Source organism: Streptomyces sclerotialus (assembly GCF_040907265.1).
Classification (GTDB): Bacteria; Actinomycetota; Actinomycetes; order Streptomycetales; family Streptomycetaceae; genus Streptomyces; species Streptomyces sclerotialus.
This window is the reverse complement of sequence record NZ_JBFOHP010000002.1, coordinates 6,637,613-6,660,031: the sequence shown is the minus strand read 5'-3', so window position 1 is coordinate 6,660,031 and position 22,419 is coordinate 6,637,613. Positions and strand designations below refer to the sequence as shown.

The 22,419-nt window shown below is 73.9% G+C and carries 18 protein-coding genes; 11 read left to right on the top strand and 7 right to left on the bottom strand.

Features of this window, described 5'->3' with window-relative positions:
• The first annotated feature begins 10 nt into the window (after nucleotides 1-10).
• Nucleotides 11-1,456 carry a MadS family sensor histidine kinase gene (locus AAC944_RS29320; protein ID WP_078888481.1) on the top strand — a complete coding sequence of 482 codons (1,446 nt, stop codon included), beginning with the start codon at nucleotides 11-13 and terminating at the stop codon, nucleotides 1,454-1,456.
• Complete coding sequence (locus AAC944_RS29315) at nucleotides 1,446-2,156, top strand: MadR family response regulator transcription factor (protein WP_368396496.1); 711 nt, start codon at nucleotides 1,446-1,448, stop codon at nucleotides 2,154-2,156. Before AAC944_RS29320 ends, AAC944_RS29315 begins: the two co-directional genes overlap by 11 nt.
• A gap of 19 nt (nucleotides 2,157-2,175) precedes the next feature.
• On the opposite strand, the gene mftM is transcribed toward AAC944_RS29315, so the two are convergent.
• From mftM to mdo, 4 genes are all read right to left on the bottom strand, one after another.
• The gene (gene mftM / locus AAC944_RS29310; protein WP_037771939.1) at nucleotides 2,176-3,111 is read right to left on the bottom strand and encodes a mycofactocin oligosaccharide methyltransferase MftM; all 936 of its coding nucleotides are present in this window, start codon (nucleotides 3,109-3,111) and stop codon (nucleotides 2,176-2,178) included.
• The gene (locus tag AAC944_RS29305; RefSeq protein WP_030612877.1) at nucleotides 3,108-4,646 is read right to left on the bottom strand and encodes a VWA domain-containing protein; all 1,539 of its coding nucleotides are present in this window, start codon (nucleotides 4,644-4,646) and stop codon (nucleotides 3,108-3,110) included. The genes mftM and AAC944_RS29305 overlap by 4 nt, the downstream gene beginning before the upstream one ends.
• Nucleotides 4,647-4,658: 12 nt before the next feature.
• On the bottom strand, nucleotides 4,659-5,828 hold the full coding sequence (locus AAC944_RS29300) for an AAA family ATPase (protein ID WP_368396495.1): 1,170 nt from the start codon (nucleotides 5,826-5,828) through the stop codon (nucleotides 4,659-4,661).
• Between the two features lie 88 nt (nucleotides 5,829-5,916).
• Nucleotides 5,917-7,209, bottom strand: a complete 1,293-nt coding sequence (gene mdo, locus AAC944_RS29295) for an NDMA-dependent methanol dehydrogenase (protein ID WP_030612885.1) — start codon at nucleotides 7,207-7,209, stop codon at nucleotides 5,917-5,919.
• A 255-nt stretch (nucleotides 7,210-7,464) separates the two neighbouring features.
• On the opposite strand from mdo, the gene mftA reads away from it, so the two are divergent.
• From mftA to AAC944_RS29250, 9 genes are all read left to right on the top strand, one after another.
• Nucleotides 7,465-7,596, top strand: coding sequence for a mycofactocin precursor MftA (gene mftA, locus AAC944_RS29290; RefSeq protein ID WP_063759915.1), 132 nt, complete (start codon nucleotides 7,465-7,467; stop codon nucleotides 7,594-7,596).
• A 9-nt stretch (nucleotides 7,597-7,605) separates the two neighbouring features.
• Nucleotides 7,606-7,881, top strand: a complete 276-nt coding sequence (mftB, locus tag AAC944_RS29285) for a mycofactocin biosynthesis chaperone MftB (protein ID WP_030612888.1) — start codon at nucleotides 7,606-7,608, stop codon at nucleotides 7,879-7,881.
• Between the two features lie 65 nt (nucleotides 7,882-7,946).
• The gene (gene mftC / locus AAC944_RS29280) at nucleotides 7,947-9,185 is read left to right on the top strand and encodes a mycofactocin radical SAM maturase (RefSeq protein ID WP_037771940.1); all 1,239 of its coding nucleotides are present in this window, start codon (nucleotides 7,947-7,949) and stop codon (nucleotides 9,183-9,185) included.
• Between the two features lie 61 nt (nucleotides 9,186-9,246).
• Entirely contained in the window at nucleotides 9,247-10,419 is a 1,173-nt protein-coding gene (mftD, locus tag AAC944_RS29275; protein WP_030612894.1) for a pre-mycofactocin synthase MftD, read from the top strand.
• A 1-nt stretch (nucleotide 10,420) separates the two neighbouring features.
• Nucleotides 10,421-11,185 (top strand): mycofactocin biosynthesis peptidyl-dipeptidase MftE, encoded by a 765-nt coding sequence (mftE, locus tag AAC944_RS29270; RefSeq protein WP_051871642.1) that lies wholly within the window; start codon nucleotides 10,421-10,423, stop codon nucleotides 11,183-11,185.
• Nucleotides 11,182-11,973, top strand: coding sequence for a mycofactocin-coupled SDR family oxidoreductase (locus tag AAC944_RS29265; RefSeq protein WP_030612897.1), 792 nt, complete (start codon nucleotides 11,182-11,184; stop codon nucleotides 11,971-11,973). Before mftE ends, AAC944_RS29265 begins: the two co-directional genes overlap by 4 nt.
• Nucleotides 11,970-13,577: a mycofactocin biosynthesis glycosyltransferase MftF gene (mftF, locus tag AAC944_RS29260; protein ID WP_063759916.1), complete on the top strand. Its 1,608-nt coding sequence runs from the start codon at nucleotides 11,970-11,972 to the stop codon at nucleotides 13,575-13,577. Before AAC944_RS29265 ends, mftF begins: the two co-directional genes overlap by 4 nt.
• Before the next feature lie 62 nt (nucleotides 13,578-13,639).
• Complete coding sequence (acs, locus tag AAC944_RS29255) at nucleotides 13,640-15,571, top strand: acetate--CoA ligase (RefSeq protein ID WP_030612902.1); 1,932 nt, start codon at nucleotides 13,640-13,642, stop codon at nucleotides 15,569-15,571.
• A 45-nt stretch (nucleotides 15,572-15,616) separates the two neighbouring features.
• On the top strand, nucleotides 15,617-16,177 hold the full coding sequence (locus tag AAC944_RS29250; RefSeq protein ID WP_030612905.1) for an adenylate kinase: 561 nt from the start codon (nucleotides 15,617-15,619) through the stop codon (nucleotides 16,175-16,177).
• A 14-nt stretch (nucleotides 16,178-16,191) separates the two neighbouring features.
• Here the strand turns inward: AAC944_RS29250 and AAC944_RS29245 are convergent, their stop codons facing one another.
• From AAC944_RS29245 to AAC944_RS29235, 3 genes are all read right to left on the bottom strand, one after another.
• A complete protein-coding gene (locus tag AAC944_RS29245) occupies nucleotides 16,192-16,917 on the bottom strand; it encodes a class I SAM-dependent methyltransferase (protein WP_030612907.1) in 726 nt (241 codons plus the stop codon).
• Nucleotides 16,918-16,991: 74 nt separating this feature from the next.
• Complete coding sequence (locus AAC944_RS29240; RefSeq protein ID WP_037771942.1) at nucleotides 16,992-19,493, bottom strand: ATP-binding SpoIIE family protein phosphatase; 2,502 nt, start codon at nucleotides 19,491-19,493, stop codon at nucleotides 16,992-16,994.
• A 349-nt stretch (nucleotides 19,494-19,842) separates the two neighbouring features.
• Entirely contained in the window at nucleotides 19,843-22,218 is a 2,376-nt protein-coding gene (locus AAC944_RS29235; protein ID WP_107054121.1) for an MFS transporter, read from the bottom strand.
• Nucleotides 22,219-22,419 lie beyond the last annotated feature (201 nt).

The following is a 22,419-nucleotide window of genomic DNA, read 5'->3' as shown; positions in this document are numbered from 1 at the left end:
GGCGGTCGCGATGAACTACGCAGGTCAGGGACCAGGAACAGGTGTCGGGACGGATGCAGGTCAGCGGCCGGGCGCCGGGACGGATACCCGTCAGGGTCCAGGCGCCGGGACGGATCTGGGCGCGCTCACAGGTCTGCGCTCGGGAAAACGGTCCTTCTACCCGGCGTACGTCCGCTCCACCGAACGCCTGGAGCGGGCCGTGGAGGCGCTGGACGGCATCTCCCGCGCCCTGGTCCGTACGGCCGAAGGCCCGCGGGCGCTGGTCGAGGCGGTGGTACGGGCAGCGGCCGAGCACCTTCAGGCGCGCCGGCTGCTGCTGGCGGTGGCGGACGGTGCGCTGCGCGCCGCCCGGCCGCGGTTCCTGCTGCTCGCCGACGACGTGCTGATCGACGACGAGACCAGGCTGCCCGCCGACGTACGCGCGCACCTGGTGGTGCTGCGGACCCGGCCGTGGGAGGCGGAGGCGGCGGGCGGCGGCGACGGCTGGGTGCGGGCCCCGATGACGCTGGACGACGAGCCGGTGGGCGGCATCGCGGCACAGCCCGGCAGTGGGCTCGAAGTGGCCGACACCGACCTGGCGATCCTGCGCGTCCTCGCGAACCAGGCGGCCGTCGCACTGCACAACTCCTACCTCTTCCACTCCGCGACCCGGCTGCGCGGCCGTACGGAACAGCTCTCCGAGGCCGCCGCCCGGCAGGCGAAGGACCTCGCGGCACGCAGCGCCGAGCTGGCGGAGACGCAGGCGCGGCTGGTCGAGGCGATGCAGCGGCAGGCGCTGGACGACGAACGCCACCGCATCGCCCGGGAGTTGCACGACAGCGTCACGCAGTACGTGCTCAGCGCGGGCATGACGATGGAGGTGTGCCGGGCCGAACTGGCCGCGCTGGGCGGCCCGGTGGCGGATGTCGCCGACCGGCTCTCGGCCGCCAAGGACCTCAACCGGCAGGCCGTGGAACAGCTGCGGGCCGCGATCTACGCGCTGCACCACACCTCCGACGAGCCGCCGGGACCGCTCCCGGTGATGCTGGAACGCCTGTCGTCGGTCCATCTCCGGTCCGAGCTGGAGGTGCGCGTACGGGTGGCGGGCAGTCCCGTGCCACTGCCACCGCATGCCGAGCAGTCACTCCTGCGGCTGGCCGGCGAGGCGCTGTTCAACGCGGCGGCGCACGGCGGGGCCGGCCGGGCCGTGATCCATCTGGGATACCGCCCGGACACCGTCGTGCTGAGCGTGTCGGACGACGGTACCGGCGACCCGGCGCAGCTCCGGCGGGCGCTGCGGCTGTGCCGGGCCGCCGACCTGTCGGGCCGCCACCGCGGGCTGGCCAACATGCTGGCCAGGGCCGAGGAACTGGGCGGCGCCCTGTCCATCCGGCGGGCGCGGCTGGGCGGCATCCAGCTGCGGGTGGAGATTCCGCTGCCGGTCCGTGCCGATCCGGAGGACCCCGATGACCAGTGAGACGACCCCGATGACCACAGAGCAGCGCACGTCCGACGCGCCGGCCGCCGCGGCCGCCGAGGCCACCGCACGGGTGCGGGTCGTCCTCGTCGACGACCACGCGATCGTCCGGCAGGGGCTGCGCTCCATCCTGGAGCGGGAGCCGGATTTGGAGATCGTCGGGGAGGCCAGCACGGCGGCGGAGGCCGTCGCCGTCACCGAGCGCACCGGCCCCGACATCGTGCTGCTGGACCTGAAGCTGTCCACCGGGGCCGACGCGGAGGGCCTGGAGCTGTGCGCGCGGCTCACCGAGCGCCATCCGGGCCTCGCGGTCCTCGTCCTCACCACCTTCCTCGACGACGCGCTGGTGGTGGGCGCGATCCAGCACGGCGCGCGCGGCTATGTGGTCAAGGACGTGGACACCACCGAACTGCTGCGCTCCATCCGGGCCGTGGCCCGCAACGAGAGCGCCTTCGACTCCCGCTCGGCGGCCGCGATGGTGCGGTCCATGCGGCCGCCGGCCGACCGGCCGGTCTTCACCGAGCGGGAACTGCGGGTGCTGGAACTGCTCGCCCGGGGGCTGAGCAACCGCGACATCGGCACCCGGCTCTACATCTCCGAGACCACGGTGAAGTTCCACGTCCGCAACATCATGCGGAAGCTGGACGCGGCGAGCCGGGCCGAGGCGGTGTACGAGGCGAGCAAGATGGGTGTGATCTGACGGGGCCCGCCCGCTGTGCTCAGGCCGGATCGAGCACCAGCCAGCCGCCGTGGAAGTCCGTGACGGTGAAAGGGCGCCCGGTGGCCCGGCCGAGCGCGGTGAGCTGGTCCCGGTCGAAGCTGCGGACGTGCCCGTACGCCGCGGTCGGCTCGTCCTCGTACGGCACCGCGATCACCACCCGCCGCCGGGCCAGCCGCAGGGCTTCGGTCACGACCGCGGTGCCGTGCCGAGGGTCGAGATGTTCCAGCAGGTGGATGGCGGTGACGGTGTCCACGGAGCGGTCCGGGAGCGGCACCCGCGCGGCGTCGCAGGCGAGGGTGCGCAACGGCGTCCCGCGGGCCTCCGCGACCGCTTCGAGCAGCCGCATCGTGCCGGGTGACACGTCGGAGGCGAGGACGGTGTGCGTGTCCCGCGGCCGCCGTCCGACGAGCAGCAGGGCGAGGAAGCCGAAGCAGGCGCCGAGGTCCAGGACGGTGCCGGGCGGCACCAGGTCCAGGGTGCGGCGGTAGACCGGCGTGAACCCGGCGATCGAGGAGTGCCCGGCGGGCTCCGCCGCCTCCCAGCAGGCGCGGATGCGGGCCAGGGTGTTGTCGTAGAACCGGCTCCAGGAGCGGACCGGGCCGTCCACGCAGGAGCGCACCACCCCCGTGAAGACCCGCTCGAAGACGTCGGGCCCGGACAGCCAGCCGGGCGCGAACAGCTCCCCGGCGAGCAGCCCGGCCAGATCGTTGTCGAGCGCTTCCGGGGCGATCCGGTGGGTCACCTCGATCCGGTGGGCACGGCGGCGCAAGCAGAAATGGTCCGTCCGTACGACCGGGGGTTCCGGGGCGCCGGCATTCTCGCGGGTGCCCGCGCGGACCACGCTGACCAGATGGTCGGCGTAGTGGCCAGGGCGGTGCGGGGCGAGCGGGTCGATGGCGGTGGCGGCGAGCCGGAGCCGGTCGGGCGCGGTCACCGGCCCGTCACCTCCGCCGCGATGCGGTCGGCCGTGCGCCGCAGCCCGGCGAGGTCGCCGACGACCTGCACGCGGTCGCAGAACTCCGCGTACCGCGGCAGGTCGCACGCGCCCAGGCCCCAGGAGTAGCGCGGCTCGGGGGTGAGCCACAGGGTCTGCCGGACGCGGCGGGTCAGCTCGGCGAAGGCGTCGATGCCCGGGTCGTTGCCGTTGCCGCGGCCGTCGCCGAGTACGAGGAACGTGGTGCGGCGGTTGAAGGCGCCGCCGTGGTCCGCCAGGAGCAGGTCGAAGGCGCGGCCGTAGTCGGAGTTGGCGTCGGTGTCGAGCAGGCCGCCGGCCGGGAGGCCGTCGAAGACCAGGCCGAGCGCGCGCTCCAGCGGGTGCTCGGCGAACAGCTCGGTGATCTCGGTCGGTTCGTCGACGAAGGCGAAGGTCCGCACCTGCGCGAAGAGCGACTGCAGGCCGTGCACGAGGTGCAGGGTGAAGCGGGCGGTGGACCGTACGGAGAGCGAGACGTCGGCGAGGACGACGAGGCGCGGCTTGTCCTCGGCGCGGGTGACGGTGACCGGGCGGAACGGTACGCCGTCGTACCGCATGTTCCGGCGCATCGTGCGGCCCGGGTGCACCCGGCCGCGCGGGGTCGGGCGCTTCCGGCTGGTCAGCGCGCCGTGCAGGGACCGCGCCACCCGGCGCAGCGCCTCCTCCAGTTCGGCCCGCTCGTCCTCGTCGACGCGCTCGGCCCGTACCTGCTCGGCGATCCGGGTCTCCACGGCGGCCGACTCCAGCTCGGCGAGCCGGTCGAGGTGGCGTTTCAGCAGCTCGGGAAGGTTGTCGAGGGTGCCTGCGAGACGGCGGCGCAGCGCGTCCAGCGCCTCCCGGTCCAGGTCGTCCGTGTCGTCACCGGTCGCGAGCCACCCGAGGAGGGCGTCCTGCTGGGCGACCGACAGTTCGGTGTCGATCCGGTGGCCGGTCGCGGCGGACAGCTCGCCGGGGATGCCCGCGCCGTGCAGCCGCTCGGTCTCCAGCTGCACGGAGGGCACGTCCTCACCGCCCGCCCGCGCGCCGTCCTTGGACAGCACGATCTCGTCCGTCATCGACGCCAGGTCGATCTTGTTGGCCTCCTGGTGGAGGTTGTACTGCTCGGCCAGGTCACGCTGGTCGAAGTAGTCCCGGATGTCGGCCGGCTTGCCGTGGCTGTGCCCCTGCTGCGGGGTCTCCGAGGGCTCCTCGGAGACGGTGAAGGACTCCAGGGCTCCGGTGTCGGTGAGGTCGTCGTGCTCATGGGTGTGCCCGTGCCCGTCGTCCCGTTCGCCGAGCGGGCGCAGCGAGAAGAACGCGGTGAACAGCTCGTCGAACACCGCGTCGTCCCGCCGGTCCTTCACCAGCGCCAGCCGCAGCGCCTCGCGCAGCGTCTCCCGGTCGGCCAGCACGCCGGGCTGGGCCGCGCAGCGCATCGCGTCCATCGCCTCCGACACCGACACCCGCAGGCCGTACAGGCGCAGGATGCGCACGAACCGGTGCAGGCCGCTCTCCACGTCACCGCCCCCTCACGCCTTGCGGCGGGTGATCGCGGAAAAGGCGCGGGCGCCCTGGCCGGAGCTGTCGTGGTCATGGTGGTGGCCGTGTCCGTGGCCGTGGCCGTGTCCGTGTCCGTGTCCGTGTCCGTTGTGGTGATCGTCCGGTACGGGCAGCTCCGCGTTCGGGTCGACGAGCCGGGGCAGCACCTCCAGCGCCCGGTCCATGTCACGCTCGTACTTCAGGACCACGTTCGCAGTCTCGGCGAGCACCTGGGCGTCCAGCTCCTCGACACCGAGGACGGCGAGGGTGCGGGCCCAGTCGACGGTCTCGGAGATGCTGGGGCTCTTGCGCAGGTCCAGCTCGCGCAGCCCGCGCACGACCTCCACCAGCCGGCGCACCGCGGCCTCCGGCAGCCCGGTCTCCTTGGACCGCAGGATCGCCAGCTCCCGTTCCGCGTCCGGGTAGTCCAGGAAGAGGTGCAGGCAGCGGCGCTTGAGCGCGGCGGACAGGTCGCGGGTGTTGTTGGAGGTGAGCACGACGTACGGCGGGACCTTCGCGGTGTACGTACCGATCTCCGGCACCGAGACCTGGAACTCCGCCAGGCACTCCAGCAGCACCGCCTCCAGCGCCTCGTCCGCGCGGTCCACCTCGTCGATCAGCAGCACGGCGGGCTGCTCGCCGCGGATGGCGTCCAGCAGCGGGCGCGGGGCGAGGAAGCGGTCGGAGAAGAAGACGCTGTCCTGCCCGCCGATGCGCTGCACGGCGCTCGCCAGGTCGGGTGCGTCGGCGGTGATCTCGCCGATCTTGTCGCGCAGCATCTGGGTGTAGAGCAGCTGCTTGCCGTAGTCCCACTCGTACAGCGCCTTGCTCTCGTCCTGGCCTTCGTAGCACTGCAGGCGGAGCAGGCGGCGGCCGGTGGCCGCGGCGAGGGTCTTGGCGAGCTCGGTCTTGCCGACGCCGGCCGGGCCCTCCAGCAGCACCGGCTTGTCCAGCCGGGACAGCAGGAACACGGTCGTGGCCAGGCGCCGATCGGCGATGTAACCGTGGGCGGCGAACCGCTCGGTCACCTCCTCGACCGAGGCGAACACGGTGGTGGTGTCGGTGAGCGCCTCATCGGTGAGCGCCTCATCGGTGGGTGTTTCGTCGGTGGGTGTTTCGTCGGTGGGTGTTTCGTCGGTGGGGGCGGGTGTGGCGGGCACGGCTCCTCCGTCCGTCCGGGGGCGGGGCACGGGGCCGGTGTGCGGCCGGCCCCGCCCGACGCGGCTGTGGGTCGGACTCGGCTGCGGTTCAGCCGAGCAAGTCGTCCAGGTCACCGGTCATGCAGTGCTCGACGACCGGCCGGACGGTGTCGAAGGTGCACTCCTTGGCGTTGCCCGGGGTGCAGGCGTCGCCGAGGACGTGGTGCGTGATGCGGTCGACGTCGGCGGCGTCACCGCTGATCACGGAGGCCTTCGCGTAGTACGCGGTCGGGCCCTGGCCCAGGCGGTTCTTGGCATACGAGTCCTGCTTGACGTCCACGAACCGCTCGGGGATGCCGACGTCGCGGAGCAGCCGGATCCCGGCCTCCAGCGCCGCCTCGGCGGCCCGCACCTTGGTCATGCCGTGCGTGTCCACGCCCATCGCCTCGGCGATGTCGGCGAACCGCTCGTACTGCGCCGGCATGTTGAAAGCCCACACCCGGGGCAGCGCGATGGCGTTGTTGAGCCCGTGGTGGGTGTCGTAGAACGCGCTGACCGCGTGCGAGATGGAGTGGATGATGCCCAGGCCGCCGGAGTTGAAGGCCTGCGCCGCGATGTACTGCGCGTACATCATGCCCTCGCGCCCGGCCAGGTCCTGGCCGTTCCACACCGCCTGCCGCAGGTGCTGCGCGGTGAGCTTGATCGAGTGCAGCGCGTTGCCCAGCGAGGGCTGGAAGTTGAGCCGGGAGACGTACGGCTCGGAGGCGTGCGCGAGGACGTCGAAGCCGCACTGGGCGGTGTAGTCCAGCGGGCAGTCGTAGTACAGCGTCGGGTCGTCGATCGCGAGGGTGGCGACCGAGGCGTCGTCGAACGCCACGTACTTGTGCGGGTTCTCCGGGTCGGTCGTGGTGTCGGTGATGACGTAAGCCCACGAGGTCTCCGAGCCGGTGCCGGCGGTGGTGGAGACCGCGATGTGCGGCGGGTTCTTGGGGTTCTCCGACTTGTTGAAGCCCTCGAACTCGTTGACGCTGCGGCCGTCGTGGGCCACCGAGATCCGCGCGCCCTTGCAGGCGTCGTGCGAGGAGCCGCCGCCGATCGAGACGAAGGAGTCGCACTTGTTCCGCTGGTACAGCGCCACGGCGTCCATGACGTTGTAGTCCTTGGGGTTGGACTCGACCTGGTCGTACACCACGACCTCCAGGCCGTGGTACTTCATCGACTCCACGATCTTGTGCACGGTGTCGCTGCCGCGCAGCCCGGTGGTCATCACCAGCACCCGCCGGAAGCCCAGCTTCTTCGCCTCGGGGCCGATCAGCTCGTGGGCTCCGGGGCCCAGCAGCGCCCGCGGGAACGGGTGGAACTCCTTGATCGGGAACGGCTTGAGAAGTTCGTCTACCTGCATCGGGACACGTTTCCTCTCCGCGGTGGGGAGCTCGGACGGGCCGAACGTAGGGGGCCCGCTTCCCGCCCCGGAAGCGGTGCGGGAGCGATCCCGGTCGGCCGGACGCCCGGACGGCACGGACGCAGGGCACGGGCCCCGTCCGATCGGAGGGGGCGACGGCGGCCGAAGGCACGGCGAGACGGGACGGGCCGCCGCCCTAGCGTCGTTCCAGGAGCCCGACGGCTCCCCCACTCACCCGTCCAGAGAGGACTTGAGATGTACGAGGACGCCCGTACCACCGAGCCCGCCACCGCCGCCGACCGGCCCGCCACCGCAGCGGAGGACGGCATCGTCGAAGAGGTCCTCGTCGAGGAGGTCTCCATCGACGGCATGTGCGGCGTCTACTAGGCCACCGCCGTGCCCTCCCCCTGTGGCCCCTTCGACGCCGGACGGCCCTACCGGCTCAACCCGAGTGTCGCACTGCGCCCCGAGCCGTTCGGGGCGCTGGCGTACCACTTCGGCAACCGGCGGCTGTCCTTCCTGAAGGCACCCGAACTCGTCGAGCTCGTCACCGGGCTCGACCGGCACCCCAGCGTGACCGAGGCGCTGGACCGCGTCCCCGGGCAGCGGCGCACCGCCTTCCTGCGCGCCCTCGCCTCGCTGGCCGCCGCGGACATGATCATCCCGCAGTGATGCGGACGAGAAGCAGAACCTGATGCGGAAGAGAAGCGGAAGAGAAGCGGAAGAGGAGTCCGGTGATGACCACCCTCTACGAAGCCCCGCCCGAAGCCCCGCACGACGGGCCGGTCCCGGCCCTGGTCGAGCAGTTCAAGGGCGGCCTGCACGCCCCGATCTGCCTGACCTGGGAGTGGACCTACGCGTGCAACCTGTCCTGCGCCCACTGCCTGTCCTCCTCGGGCCGGCGGGACCCGATGGAGCTGACCACCGACGAGATCAAGTCGGTGATCCGGGAACTGCAGCGGATGCAGGTGTTCTACGTGAACGTCGGCGGCGGCGAGCCGACCGTACGCCCGGACTTCTGGGAACTGCTGGACTACGCGATCGCACACCAGGTGGGCGTGAAGTTCTCCACCAACGGGCTGCGGCTCACCCCGGAGCGCGCCGCGCGGCTGGCCGCCACCGACTACGTCGACGTCCAGATCTCCCTGGACGGTGCGACCCGCGAGGTCAACGACGCGGTACGCGGGCCCGGTTCGTACGACATGGCGCTGCGCGCGATGGAGAACCTGGCGGCGGCCGGCTTCGCCGACTTCAAGATCTCGGTGGTGATGACCCGTCAGAACATCCCGCAGCTCGACGCCTTCGCCGCCCTCGCCGACCGGTTCGGGGCGCAGCTCCGCCTCACCCGGCTGCGCCCCTCGGGCCGCGGCGCTGACGTGTGGGACGAGCTGCACCCCACGGACGCGCAGCAGCGCGAGCTGTACCGGTGGCTGGTCGCCAACGGCGAGAAGGTGCTGACCGGCGACTCCTTCTTCCACCTCAACGCGCTCGGCTCGACGCCGATACCCGGCCTGAACCTGTGCGGCGCCGGGCGGGTGGTCTGCCTGATCGACCCGGTGGGCGACGTGTACGCCTGCCCGTTCGCCCTCCACGACGCCTTCAAGGCGGGGAACGTCCGCTCGCCCGGCGGCTTCGACGAGGTGTGGCGTTCCTCGGCGCTCTTCGCGCGGCTGCGCGGCGAGCAGGCCGCCGGCGCGTGCACGTCCTGTTCGGCGTTCGACGTCTGCCAGGGCGGCTGCATGGCCGCGAAGTTCTTCACCGGGCTGCCGCTGGACGGCCCGGACCCGGAGTGCGTCAAGGGCCACGGCACCGCCGCGCTGGCCGCCGTCGACCGGCAGGCGCTGCCGCCGCAGGGCAAGGACCACTCGCACCGTACGAGCCCCACGCCGCGCCCGGTGTCCCTGGGCATGCCGTCCGTACGCGTCCCGGCCAAGCCGTGCGACACCAGCCCGCTCTTCGACGTGGACCCGCGGTGAGTGAGCAGTCGCCACGTCGCGCGACCGGACACCGAACAGAGACGACGAAAGAGAGAAGACCATGAGCGGTTGGTTCGAGACGGTGGCGGAGGCCCAGCGCAGGGCCAGGAAGCGGCTGCCGAAATCCGTCTACAGCGCGTTGCTCGCCGGTTCCGAGAAGGGCGTCTCCTACGACGACAACACCGCGGCCTTCGCGCAGCTCGGGTTCGCCCCGCACGTCGCCGGGCTGTCGGCCAAGCGGGAGATGGCGACGACGGTCCTGGGCGAGCAGCTGGCGCTGCCGGTGATCATCTCCCCGACCGGTGTGCAGGCGGTGCACCCCGACGGCGAGGTGGCCGTGGCCCGCGCGGCCGCGGCCCGCGGCACGGCGATGGGCCTGAGCTCCTTCGCCAGCAAGCCGCTGGAGGACGTCGTCGCGGCCAACCCGCGGACGTTCTTCCAGATGTACTGGATGGGGACCCGGGACGCCATGCTCCGGCGGATGGCACACGCCCGCGAGGCCGGGGCCAAGGCGCTGATCGTCACGCTCGACTGGTCCTTCTCGCACGGCCGGGACTGGGGCAGCCCGAAGATTCCCGAGCGGCTGGACCTCAAGGCGATGGCGCGGTTCGCCCCGGAGGCGCTCGCGCGCCCGCGCTGGCTGCGTGACTTCGTCAGGTCCCGCAGCCTGCCCGACCTGACGACACCCAACCTCAGCGAGCCGGGGCAGGACGCGCCCACGTTCTTCGGGGCCTACGGCGAGTGGATGCAGACCCCGCCGCCCTCGTGGGAGGACGTGCGCTGGCTGCGCGAGCAGTGGGACGGGCCGTTCCTGCTCAAGGGCGTCTGCCGGGTGGACGATGCCCGGCGCGCGGTGGACGCCGGGGTCACCGCGATCTCGGTGACCAACCACGGCGGCAACAACCTCGACGGCACCCCGGCCCCGATCCGCGTACTGCCGGCCGTCGCGGACGCGGTGGGCGACCGGATCGAGGTGCTGCTGGACAGCGGTGTCCGCCGGGGCAGCGACGTGGTCAAGGCGCTGGCGCTCGGCGCGAAGGCCGTCATGATCGGCCGCGCCTACCTGTGGGGCCTGGCCGCGAACGGCCAGGCGGGGGTGGAGAACGTGCTCGACATCCTGCGCGGCGGCATCGACTCCGCCCTGCTGGGCCTCGGCCGCTCGTCCGTCCACGAGCTGACCCGCGACGACGTGGTGGTCCCGCCCGGCTTCACCCGCACCCTGGGCGCGGTCTGAGATGCCGGCCGCGCACCTTGCCGGCCTGGCCTGGCCGGACCTCACGGACCGCGGCCCCCTCGTACTCCTCCCCCTCGGCTCCTGCGAGCAGCACGGCCCGCACCTGCCGCTGGACACCGACGCCGCGGTGGCGGGCGCCGTCGCCGAGCGGTCCGCGGCGCGGCTCGTGGCCGCGGCAGCCCCGGTGGACGTGGTGGTCGCGCCGGTCCAGCCGTACGGGGCGAGCGGCGAGCACGAAGGGTTCGCCGGCACGGTCTCCCTCGGGCAGGCCGCGCTGGAACTGCTGGTCCTGGAGCTCGGGCGCTCGCTGCTGCGCTGGGCCGGGCGGCTGCTGCTGGTGAACGGCCACGGCGGCAACGTCGAGGCGCTGTCCCGGGCGGTGGCACGGCTGCGGTACGAGGGCCGGGACGCCGCCTGGTGGCCGTGCGTACCGCCGGGCTCCGACGCGCACGCCGGGCGCACCGAGACGTCGATGATGCTGCGGCTGCGGCCGGAGGCGGTACGCACCGGCCGCGCGGTCGCCGGGGCCACCGATCCCCTCGGCCAACTGCTGCCGCGGCTGAGGGCGAGCTCCGTCCGCGCGGTCAGCCCCTCGGGCGTACTCGGTGACCCGGCCGGGGCGCACGCGTCGGAAGGGGAACGGCTGCTCGCCGGGATGGCCGAGCGGCTGGCGGCGGACGCGGGCGGCTGGCAGGTGGACGAGGGCGGCCGGCTGGGTTCCCGGCGCGCACAGCGGCCCGGCGCGGTGCCGGAGGGAGCACGATGACGCGGCCGGAACGGCGGGTGGCCGTGGTCACCGGCGCCGCACGGGGCATCGGCGCCGCGGTCGTACGGCGACTGGCGGGCGAGGGCTGGGCGGTGGTCGCGGTCGACGCCTGCGCGGACGACCCCGGTGTGCCCTACCCCCTGGCGAACCCTCAGCAACTTGCCGCCCTGGAAGACGAGTTCACCGACGTACGCGCCGTACGGGCCGACGTGCGCGACGCCGGCGCGCTCGGCCGTGCCGTCGAGCTGGCCGAGCGGGAGTTCGGCGGGCTGGACGCGGCGGTGGCGGCGGCCGCGGTCATCCTGGGCGGCGGCCCGGTCTGGGAACAGCCCGAAGCGGACTGGCGGACGCTCTTCGACGTGGACGTCACCGGCGTACTGAATCTGGCGCGCGCCGCCGTGCCCGCGCTGCTGCGCAGGCCCGAGCCCCGGCACGGCCGGTTCGTGGCACTCGCCTCGGCGGCCGCGCACCGCGGCCTGTGGGGCCTGGGCGGCTACTGCGCTGCCAAGCACGCCGTGCTGGGCCTGGTCCGCGGCCTCGCCTGCGACCTCCAGGGCACCGGCGTCAACGCGGTCGCGGTCTCCCCGGGCTCCACCGACACCGCCATGCTGCGCGCCACCGCCGACCTCTACCACCTCGACGACACCGCCGACCTGGCCAGGAGCCAGCTGGTCGGGCGGGTGCTGGCGCCGGAAGAGATAGCCACGGTGGTCGCGTGGGCCTGCGCCCGCGAGGCCGGGGCCGTCACCGGCTCGGTCCTGCACGCGGACGGAGGCTTCAACGGATGACCAGCACGGCCAGGACGGCCAGGACGGCCGAGACGCCTGCCCCCACCCCCCTGCCGGGTCCCTGGGACACCCGGCTGCCCGTCGGCTTCGCCGTCGAACTCGCCGCCGACGCGCACCGCTCGCGTGACGGGCGGCTGCTGCTCGGCGGCGCGCCGCCCCGCCTGCTCCGGCTCGGGCCGACGGCCGCGCGGCTGCTCGACGGGGGCCGGTTCACCGTGACCGGCCCGACCTCGGCGGCGCTCGCCCGGCGGCTGCTGGACACCGGCGTGGTGCACCCGCGGCCGCCCGCCGGCGCCGTACCCGCGCGCCCGGAGAACGGTACGGAGAACGCGCACACCACCGTCGTCGTCCCCGCCCGCGGCCGGGCCGGCCTCGTGGACCGGTTGCTGGCCCGGCTGCGGGCCGACCCGCAGACCGCCCGGCTGCCGGTGGTCGTCGTCGACGACGGGTCGCGGGAGCCCGCGGCGCTGGCGCGCGCGGCGGCCCGGCACGGCGCCACCCTGCTGAGCCACCCCCGCAACCTCGGCCCCGCCGCGGCCCGCAACACCGGGCTGCGGCACGCCACCACCCCGTACCTCGCCTTCCTCGACTCCGACGTGGCGCCCGAACCGGGCTGGCTGGCACCGCTGCTGGCCCAGTTCGCCGACCCCGCTGTGGCGCTCGCCGCGCCCCGCATCATCGCGGCGCCCCTGGGCCCCGGCGTGCGGCGCGGCGTCCTAGACCGGTACGAAGCCGTCAGGTCGCCGCTGGACATGGGCCCGCGGGAAGGACCCGTCGTACCGCTGTCGGCGCTCGCGTACGTGCCGAGCGCGACGCTCGTCGTGCGGCGGGCCGCGCTCGGCGCCGGCTTCGACCACCGGCTCCGCGTCGCCGAGGACGTGGACCTCTGCATGCGGCTGTACGCGGCGGGCTGGCGGCTGCGGTACGTACCCGGCGCCACCGTGGGCCACCACCACCGCACCGGCCTGCGCGGTTGGCTCGGGCAGCGCGCCGGGTACGGCACCGGTGCCGCCGAACTGGCCCTGCGGCACCCCGGGCAGGTGCCGCCGCTGCACGCCGCGCCCTGGTCGGTGGCCGCCTGCGCGCTGCTGCTGCGCGGGCGGCCGCTGCCGGCCGCCGCCGCGGTGGCGCTGACCGGGGTGACCGCGGCGCGGCTGGCCCGCCGGATGCCGGACGCCGACACGCCGGTACGGGCTGCCGCGCTGCTCACGCTCGCCGGGCTGCGCGGCACCGCCGAACAGCTGCTGCGCTGCGCGACCCGGCACCACTGGCCGCTGGCGCTGGCGGCCGGCGCGGCGAGTCGCCGGGCCCGTCGGGTACTGCTCGCCGCCGCGCTGGCCGAGGGGCTGCTCGACCACCGGCGGGCCGCCTCGGGCCTGGATCCGCTGACGCACGTGGCGGTCCGGCGGCTGGACGACTTCGCGTACGGCTGGGGCGTGTGGCGCGGCGCGCTGCGCCGGCGGACCGCGGGGCCGCTGCTGCCGCGCATCGTACGGGCCGCCACCGTGCCCGCCCGGCGCCCCGCCGGTGGCCGGTCAGCCCCGTCACGGCAGGCCGCGCGCCCCGCGCACCAACCTTCCGCCAACCTCCCCGCGCCACATTGAGCGCACTCCCCGCTCGCCTGAGCGCATCACCTGTCCCGACGCCCGCCCCCGGAGGCCCCCTCATGTCCGTCCCGCCGCCCACCGAAGAGTCCGCCGTCGCCGCAGCGACCGGCCCGGCAGGTGATCCGCGCCCGCAGACCGACGACGAACTCACGGCCTTCTGGGCCGGGCAGGCCAGGCGGCTGCACTGGGAGACGCCGTGGGCCGAGGTGCTGGACTGGTCCGACGCGCCGTTCGCGCAGTGGTTCTCCGGCGGCCGGCTGAACGTCGCGTACAACTGCGTCGACCGCCATGTCGCGGAAGGCCACGGCGACCAGGTCGCCTTCCACTGGGAGGGCGAGCCGGGCGACACCCGCACGATCACCTATTCCGACCTCCAGCGCGAGGTCTGCCGGACCGCCAACGCGCTGCTCTCGCTGGGCCTGACCGCCGGAGACCGGGTGGCGGTCCAGCTGCCGATGATCCCCGAGGCGGTCTTCGCGATGCTCGCCTGCGCGCGGCTCGGGCTGCCGCACAGCGTGGTGTTCGGCGGGTTCTCACCGGCGGCGCTGCGGTCCCGCATCGAGGACGCCGAGGCGAAGCTGCTGATCACGGCGGACGGGCAGTACCGGCGGGGTACGGCCGTACCGATGAAGGACGGTACGGACGAGGCCACCGCGCACACGCCCAGCATCGAGCACGTCCTCGTCGTCCGGCGCACCGGCAGCGACGTGGCGTGGACCGAGGGGCGGGACCTGTGGTGGCACGAGCTGGTGGACGCACAGCCGGACCAGCACGAGGCGACGGCGTTCGACGCCGAGCACCCGTTGTTCCTCCTCTACACCTCGGGCACGACCGGTAAGCCCAAGGGCATCCTGCACACCACCGGCGGCTACCTCACCCAGGCCGCGTACACCCACCGCACCGTCTTCGACCACCGTCCAGGCCAGGACGTCTACTGGTGCACCGCCGACATCGGCTGGATCACCGGGCACACGTACCTCGTGTACGGGCCGCTGGCCAACCGCGCGACCTCCGTGCTGTACGAGGGCACGCCCCACACCCCGCACGAAGGCCGGCACTTCGAGATCATCCAGAAGTACGGGGTGTCGATCTACTACACAGCGCCGACGCTCATCCGGTCGTTCATGAAGTGGGGCGAGGACATACCGGCCCGGTACGACCTGTCCTCGCTGCGCGTCCTCGGCAGCGTCGGCGAGCCGATCAACCCCGAGGCCTGGCGCTGGTACCGCGAGCACCTCGGCGCCGGACGGGCGCCGGTCGTGGACACCTGGTGGCAGACCGAGACCGGCGCCATCATGATCTCGCCGCTGCCTTCACAGGCCGGGGCGAAGCCGCCGAAACCCGGCTCCGCGCAGGCCCCGCTGCCCGGCACATCGGTGCGGGTGGTGGACGACCAGGGCGTGCCGGTCGGCAAGGGCGAGAGCGGCTACCTCGTACTGGACCGGCCGTGGCCCGCGATGCTGCGCGGGATCTGGGGTGACGAGGAGCGGTTCCGGGAGACGTACTGGTCACGGTTCGCACGCCAGGGTTACTACTTCGCGGGCGACGGCGCGCGGTACGACGAGGACGGCGACATCTGGCTGCTGGGCCGGGTCGACGACGTCATGAACGTCTCCGGGCACCGGATCTCCACCGCCGAGGTCGAGTCGGCGCTGGTCTCGCACCCGAGCGTGGCCGAGGCCGCGGTGGTCGGCGCGGCCGACGCGACGACCGGGCAGGCCATCGTCGCGTTCGTCGTCCTGCGCGGCAGCGCGGCGGGCGCGGGCACGGACATCGCGGGCCCGCTGCGCACGCACGTGGCCCAGGAGATCGGGCCGATCGCCAAGCCCCGGCAGATCACGGTCGTGCCGGAGCTGCCGAAGACCCGCTCGGGCAAGATCATGCGCCGGCTGCTGCGGGACGTGGCGGAGAACCGCGAGATCGGCGACGTCACGACCCTGGCCGACGCCTCCGTCATGGGCTCGATCAACGCGGGCCTCGACGGCCGGTGACGCGTCCGCTCCCCGCCCGCCCCTCCCCGAAAGGCACCCTCACCCATGCGCTTCGTCCTCGTGGGCCCGCCCGGTGCGGGCAAAGGCACCCAGGCCGCCCTGCTCAGCGAACGGCTCGGCGTGCCGCACCTCTCCACCGGCGACCTGTTCAGGCAACACCTGGCCGATGACACCCGGCTGGGCCGCGCCGCCCGCCGCTACCTCGACGCGGGCGAACTCGTCCCCGACGAGCTGACCGACGACATGGTCCGCGGCCGGCTGGCCGAGCCGGACGCCCGCGACGGTTTCCTGCTCGACGGATACCCGCGCACCGTCCGGCAGGCCGACGTGCTCGCGGACCTCCTCGCCGCGGACGGCACCGCGCTGACCGCCGTACTCGAATTCGCCGTGGCCGAGGAGGTCGTGGTGGACCGCCTGCTCGGCCGCGGCCGTCCCGACGACACCGAGGACGTCATCCGCAACCGGCTGCGGGTGTACCGCAGGCAGACCGCGCCGCTGCTCGCGACGTACGCGGACCTGCTCCTGACGGTCGACGCCGACGGCACGGTGGCGGAGATCGCCGAACGGGTACGGAACGCCGTCGCCGCCGCCGCGGGCCGTGCGTGAAGCCGGTACCGCCCTCACACCTCCCGGGGCCCCGCCAGCAGCCAGTTGGTGGGGACCTCGACGGGGGTGCCGTCGGAGCCGGTCTCGGTGGTGATCAGGGGGAGGCGGCCGGAGCCGGACATCTCCAGGCCGTGTGCGGCCAGCAGGTCCGGTACGGCACCGTCGGGCATCTCGGCGGGCGCGATGCCGTGGGAGAAGATGGCGCGTACCTTGGGCGGCGGGCCGTCCGGGCGCTGGACCAGGGACATCAAAACCGCCTTCGCGGCCTCGGAGGGCTCCACGAGGAAGACCCGGCCGCGTCTGCCGAGGAGACGGGCGATGCCGGCGACGACGCGCGGCCGGTCCTCGGGTGCGCACTGGTGCAGTACGCCGCGTACGTAGACGTTCGCCTCGCCCACGTCCTCGTGCAGCGCCTGCACCTGTGCGGCGTCCGCCGCGTCCACCTGGCGGTATTCGGCCACCTGCGCCGGATCCTCCCGACGGGCCCGGTCAATTGCGGACGCCGAGACGTCAACACCGATCACGCGCGGATAGCGTTCGGCCAAAAAGCGGGTCTGTGTACCGTTCCCACACCCCAGATCGATCACCGGCAGCGCCGGGTCGAAGTGGTCGGCGAAGAGCGGGAGGTGGCGTGCGGCCGCCAGGGCCGGCGCCGCGTCCCAGAAGACCTCGCCCTCGCCTGCCGGCGCATCGCGCCAGAAGCCTTCCCATGCCGTCGGACCGTGGCTCGATGCGCTCATGGCCAATTGCTACTGCCCGGTCTCGGCACCCCGCAAGAGTGGCAACGATTCTTTCAGAAGTGGTGGACGCTCTTTCACCTGATGTTCGAACGTGATACTGGACGCGCCTGCGGCAGCGACTGCTCGAACCACACCGTCTTGCCCGTGGCCGTCCGGCTCGTGCCCCACTCACGGGCCAGCCGGCTCACCACCCGCAGGCCGCGCCCGTACTCGTCCTCGTCCCGCACGCTCAGCAGCTGCGGCAGGCTGTGGTCGTCGTCCGACACCTCGCAGAGCAGCGCGTCCGTCCGCACCAGGCGCAGGACGACATGCTCGGAGTGGGCGTGCCGTACGGCATTGGTCACGACCTCGCTGACCAGGATCTCGGCGGTATCGGCCGCGGACTCCAGACCCCAGCGCGCGAGCTGGTCACGGACCAGCCGGCGGGCCCGGGAGACCTCGCGCGCCGCTATGGGCAGCCGCCACTCGGCCACGTCCGCACGCGCGATGCCGTTCAGCCGGGCCATCAGCAGCGCCACGTCGTCCTTGCGGCCGCCCCGCCCCGCGTTCAGCGTGGCCGCCAGCGACCGGATGATCGTGTCGCAGGCGTCGTCCATGGAGGCGGCCGGATGGGCGGCGGACTCCGCGAGCGCGGCCAGCCCGACGCCGATGTCCTTGCCGCGCACCTCCACCAGGCCGTCCGTGCACAGCACGAGCCGGTCACCGGGCGCGACGGGCACGGTCACCGCGTCGAACGGCACGCCGCCCACCCCGATCGGCGCGCCCGTCGGCAGGTCCAGCAGCTCGCTGCGCCCGTCCACGGCGCGGACGACGACCGGCGGGATGTGCCCGGCGTTGGCGATGGTCAGCCGGGACCCGATCGGGTCGTAGACGACGTACAGACACGTCGCGAGGTAGTTGTCGCCGAGGCGCTGGGCGAGGTCGTCCAGACTGCGGAGCAGCTGCGCGGGCGGCATGTCGATGGCGGCCATCGTCTGCACGGCCGTCCGCAACTGGCCCATCATCGCCGCGGAGTTCAGACCGTGTCCCATGACGTCGCCGACCACCAGCGCCGTACGGGAACCGGGCAGCTTGATGGTGTCGAACCAGTCGCCGCCGACCCGGCCGAGGCGGGTGCCGGGCAGATAGCGGGTGGCCGTGTCGCAGCCCGCCATCCGGGGCTCGATGTGCGGGAGCATGCTGTCCTGGAGCGTCTCCGCGACGTTCTCCTGGTACGTGTACATGCGGGCGTTGTCGAGCACCAGGCCCGCGCGGGCCGCCAGTTCGGCACCCGTGACCCGGTCCATGTCGTTGAACTCCGCGCGCTCCGGATGGCGCAGCAGGATCATGAAGCCCAGGACGACGTTCCGTGCCTTCAGCGGGACGACCAGCATGGAGCGCAGGTTGATCAGCGGGCTGATGTCACGCTTCTCGAACTGCGCGGCGATGGCGTTGCCCATCTCCTCGCTGATCCGCGGGATCAGCACGGGCTCGCCGGTGGTCATGCACTGGAAGAACGGGGTGTGCGCCGGGAACGGCATCGACTCGCCGACCGGCACCACGTCGTCCCAGCGGCCCGGCTCGTCGTTGTGCTCCACGGCGACGCGATGCCACATCGTCGTGGTGTCCGGCGGGCCGTCGGGGAAGCCCTCACCCGCGATGACCTGCTCACGCAGGTACGTCCCCGCGACGTCCGTGAAGCGGGGCACGACCGCCTCGCTGACCTCCTGGATCGTCCGGGCCAGATCGAGGGAGGAGCCGATGCGGCCACTGACCTCGTTCAGGAACTCCAGCCGCTCGCGGACCGCGGCGTACTCCAGATCCGACTCCAGTTCGGCGGCGGCCGCCGCGGCGGCCTGCGGATCACCGGCCGCCCCGGAGGCGGCGCGGAGCAGCCGTGCCCGCCGCTCCACCCGCCGGGGCACGCCCCAGTCGGGCGTGACCGGGAAGCGCTCCTGCTGGCTGATCTCCAGTACGGGATAGCCCAGTTCGAGCACCTGGGAGACGATCCGGGCGCTCTCCTGCGGGCTCATGCTCGGCAGGATCTCGGGCAGCCGCCGGGCCAGCTCCTGGGAGCCGGGGAAGTCCGTGTGCAGCGCGAAGGCCGGCGCGAACCGCTCGCCCTCCCGGCCCTCGTCCGCCGCGCCCTCGCCGTGCAGCCGACCCGCGTCGGCCGCCAGCACGAGCAGCCGCTCGGCGCCCGGCCCGACCAGGGGGTACGCCCACCACAGTATGTCGACCCTGCCGCGCTCCGGATCGGCCGTACGGGCCCGCCCGGCCCGCGGGTAGGAGGTCTCGCCGCCGAGGGCCGACTCCAGGTCGGGGCCGTGCCCGTCCTCGGCACCGTCCGGACCGCGCCACTCGTCGGAGCCCAGCGCGCCCGAGACGGGCATCAGGTCGACGGCGGGCGCGCCCACCGCCTCCTCGCGCGAGGGACCGAAGAGCCGGCATGCGCCCCTGCTCCAGTGGGACACCAGGCCGCGGGCGTCGACCACGACGACGGCCAGGGGAATCCGGCCGGGCTCGGGGCCCCGCGGCGCGGGCACCCCTGGTGCCGCGCTCACCATGTCGTCGCCGTGCGACGGGCCACGCTCCATGGGCGGTTGCTCCTTCGTACGCGTCCGCATGATCTGCGTCCCGCTACCACGGTACGGCCACACGCTGCCTGGCGGGGCGCATTCCGGGAAGTGCGGTACGGGGCGCGAACACCGTCCTGCCTCGCATTACTCCACGGCACGCGCGTCTTTCCCATCCCCCGCTCACCTCCCGCCGGCCCCGTGGACGACCGTCGTCCACGAGCACGGGACCGTAGCGGAAAGAAGCGCCGCGCGGTGGCCGCAGAAGCGCGAAGGTGCATATTTCCGCCGAGTGCGCATCCCTGATGCACGTGCGCTCCGGAAGGCGCGCCTGTCCGGCTCACCGTGGCGTGCCTCCGGAGCCCAGCGGTCAGTCCTCGTGCCCCAGTTGCAGATCGCGCTCCGTGCGGCCGCCGCCCGCGACCTGGAGGACCGTGGCGACCGGTGGGTAGCCCGCGGCGACCACGGTGTACTCACCGGCGGCCATGTCCACGAAGCGGAACAGGCCGTCGGGTCCGGTGGTCGCGGTGTCCACCACGTTGCCGCCCGCGTCCAGGAGCGTGACCCGGGCGTCCTCGACGGGCCGTCCGCCGCCCGCCCGTACGGTGCCGCGCAGCACGGCGCCGCCCGCCAGTTCGACGTCCTGGCGGGTCTCACGGGACGCGTGGACGGTCACCGGCAGGGCCGCCGGCCGGAAGGCGGGGGCGCTGGAGGCGAGCGTGTACTCCCCCGCCACCAGCTCGCCGATCACGTACCCGCCCTCACGCCCGCTGCGCGTCGTCGCCACCACCTCGCCGCGCACGTCCGTCAGCGTCACCATGGCGTCGCGTACGGGCGTGCCGTCGGCCGTGGTGACGGTGCCCGCGAGCCGTCCCGCGCCGCCCAGGACGACGTCCAGGTCGACCGGCCGGTCCCCGACGGTGACGGTGACGGCCTGTGGCTGGTGCCCGCCGGCCGACGCGATCAGCACGTACGCCCCGGAGCCCGGGGTGCTCAGCGCGTACCGCCCGTCCTCACCGGTCGCGCCGCGCCCGATCTGCCGCCCGGCGACGTCGATGAGGGTGAGCGCGGCGCGCGGGACGGCGGAGCCGTCGTGATGCCGCACGGCGCCGCAGACCGGTACGCCGGCCGGGGCGTACCGGTCGGCGGCGGCGGATGCGGTGCGGGCGGCGGGGACCGTCGCGACGGCCTCGCCGCCGCCCCCGCCGGGTGCGCTCTGCGGGCCGTGCGGGGAGTAGGCAGCGTGGGACACCGAGGAGTTCTCCTTGAGGAAGAAGGCAAGCAGGAGCCCGAGGAGGAGCACGGGCACGAGAGGACGGAAGAGGCCGGGCACGGCCTCCGCGTAGGCGGCGGGGTAGCCGTCGTGGAGCGGGCCCGCGGCGCGTCCGGCGAGCACGGCGCCGAGGACGGCCGTACCGGCGGCGGCGCCGAGCTGCCGGGCGTACGTACTGGCGGCGAGGGCGGTGGCGCCGTCGGCGGGGCGCACGGCGTGCCGCAGGGCGACGGGGAGGACCGGCAGGACGAAGCCGGCACCGAGGCCGAGGATGCCCGCCCAGAGCGCGCACGTGGCGCGTGCGGTGTCGGGCTGGAGGTGGGACAGGAGCCACATACCCTCGGCGGCCAGCGCGCAGCCCAGTACCGGGAACAGCTTGTGGTGCCCGGTGCGTCCGGCGAGCCGGCCGGAGACGGCGGCACCGAGGAGGATGCCGCCCGCCATCAGGAGCAGCGGCAGCCCGGCCCCGGTGGCCGGGGCGCCGGGGCCCTGGAGGAAGACCGGGAGGTACACGACGGCCCCGAAGAGCGCGGCGCCGGTCACGCCGCCGACCACGCCGTTGGCGAGAAAGGCACGGTCGCGGAGGAGGCGCGGCGGCAGGATCGGTTCGGCGGTGACGTGTCCGACCGCCACGAGGAGCAGGGCGCTGCCGAGCGTGCCGCAGCAGAGACCGAGGACGACGCGCGAGTCCCAGGCGTACTCCGTGCCCGCCCAGCAGGCCAGCAGGAGCGCGCACACGGAGAAGAGCGCGAGCAGCAGGACGCCCACCGGGTCGGTGCCCGGACGGCGGGCGGGCCGGGGTGCCTTCAGGGCGACGGCCACCACGAGGAAGGCGGCCAGCCCCAGGGGGACGTTCACGGCGAAGCACCAGCGCCAGGAGGCGTGTTCGGCGAGGAGGCCCCCGACGAGCGGGCCCGCCACTGTGGCGAGGCCGTAGCCGGCGCCCGTGAGGACCAGGGCGCGGACGCGCGCCCGGTGCGGCGCGGTGTCCGCGGCCAGCGCCTGTACGCCGCCCATGATCCCGCCGGCGCCGAGGCCCTGGAGGGCGCGGCCGGCGAGCAGTCCGTCCACCGTGTGCGCCCGTGCGGCCAGCGCGGATCCGGCCACGAAGACGAGGAGGGCGAGGAGGAGCGCCGGCTTGCGCCCGAAGCGGTCACCGGGTCTGCCGAACAGGGGCAGCGCGACGGCCGAGGCCAGGAGGTACGCCGGGACCACCCAGGACATCCGGCCGGCGCCGTGCAGCCGGCCGGCGATCTCCGGGAGCGGCACGGCCACGACGGTCTGGCCCAGCGCCGCGAGCAGCAGCGCCGGACCCAGGCCGAGAACGGCCGCGAGGCGGACGCGGCGGGGTCCGGGCCGGTCCTCCTCGGCGGGGCCGGGCTCCGCGAACCGCCCCGCTCCCTCCGTGGCCGTCGTCCTCCCGGACGCCGGCCCCGACGCCTCATCCGGCTCCGCCAGGGTGGTCACACGCACGTGCTGCTCCCCTCGTCACGCCTGTAGCCGCGCCCTGTTCTCGCATCGGGCGACAAGTGCGATCAAGCGTGACGAAACGGCGTGTACGGGTGGGATCGGCCGTCAACCGCCGTACGGGGGAGCCGCGTCGGGCCCTCATCAGGGCTTTAAGCCGTCGGCCCCGGGCGGCGCGCGTCATGCGGACGCGGTGGGAAACCACCC